The organism is Lysobacter enzymogenes, from assembly GCF_017168095.1.
In the GTDB taxonomy this organism is placed as follows: Bacteria; Pseudomonadota; Gammaproteobacteria; order Xanthomonadales; family Xanthomonadaceae; genus Lysobacter; species Lysobacter enzymogenes_D.
The window spans coordinates 1-1,394 of the sequence record NZ_LXSD01000486.1 but is presented as its reverse complement, the minus strand read 5'-3'; the positions used below and the strand labels follow the sequence as shown (position 1 = coordinate 1,394).

The window sequence follows — 1,394 nt, the reverse complement described above, 5'->3', positions numbered from 1 at the left end:
CGCGCGCATCGGCGCCGGCGCAGGCCGGCGCGCGCGCGCCGCCGGCGACGTCGCGCCACAGGCTGGCGCCGGGCAGGAACGCGTAGTGCAGGCTGTCGCGGGCGATGCGCTTGAGGTCGCGGTAGCCCAGGCCTTGCTCTTGCGCGGCGCGCTGGTATTCGCCGCTCAGGTCGCTGCGCAGGATGCCCTGGTCGTCGGTGGACAGCACCACCGGGACGCCGGCGGCGCGGTACAGCGCCAGCGGGTGCGCGGCGCCGCGCAGGCCGAGGATGGCGGCGTTGCTGGACAGGTTGATCTCCACCGCGACGCGTTGCCGCGCCATGGTCTGCAACAGCGATGCCGCGTCGTCTTCGTAGGCCAGCGCGGCGGCGTGGCCGATGCGCTGCGCGCCGGCGACCTCCACCGCCTGGCGGATGTGGCCGCGCAAGTCCTGCGGCGGCGCCAGCGCGGGGTTCAGCTCGGCGGCATGCAGCGATACCCGCACCGCCGGATGGCGCTGCCTGAAGAACGCGATCATGCGCATGTGCAGGGCGTAATCGCGCGCCGCCAGCCGATGATGCTCGGGGCCGAGCAGGTCGACGCCGACGCAGCGCGGATCGGCCGCGGCCAGGGCGAAGGCGAAGGCGAGGTCGGCGAACACCCGCGCCGGTTCGTGGGTGCGCGTGGCGGTGATCAGGTAACGCACTTCCACCGCGCAGCCGGGCTGCGGCGCGCTGCCGGCGCAGCCCAGCGCGGCGGCGGCCTGCGCTTCGTCGCGGTCGAGTTCGGCGCGCGCGCGCGGCACCGCATCGGCCAGCGCCGGCCGCAGCGTCTGCGCCCACTGGGCGAAGCCGCGGCCGTCGTCGCCGATGGGCGCGGTGTCGGCGAAACCGCGCCCGGCCGGCGGCACCTGCATCAGTTCCAGATAGGCGGTGTGCTCGCCCGCGGCGATGCGGCGCACCGCCGCGAGCATGTCGCCGCCGCGCTGGCGCGAGAGGATGCGGAAACGATCGAACGCGGAAAAGAAGCGCTGTTCGACCGGCACCTGCGGATCGCCGATGCCGCGCTCGTAGCCGCGCACCGACATCGCATCGATGGCGCGGCCGTACAGCTCCAATGGCGCCGCGTCCACCGCCACGCTCGCCGGCGGCGCGCACGGCGGCGCGGCCAGGCGCGCATCCTCGCGTTGCAGGCACAGGCCGTCTTCGCCGGCCCAGCGCAGATAGTCTTCGGCGTAGACCGCGCCGCTGAGGTGGCTGTGCAGGTCGCCGCCCTTGGGCATCGCCTGCAGCAACGCGCGCAGATGCGGCGGGCTGGCGCGCACGCGCTCGAAGTAAGCGGCGGTGGCCGCTTCGGCGTCCTCGGCGTCCGTGCGCGCGCGCGCCTGCGCGGCGGCGGCGAGCGCGGCCAGGGCC

The 1,394-nt window shown here is 75.5% G+C and carries 1 protein-coding gene; it reads right to left on the bottom strand.

Features of this window, described 5'->3' with window-relative positions:
- On the bottom strand, positions 1-1,394 hold a 1,394-nt coding region (locus A7A76_RS20125; RefSeq protein ID WP_206412981.1), incomplete at both ends, for an adenosine deaminase.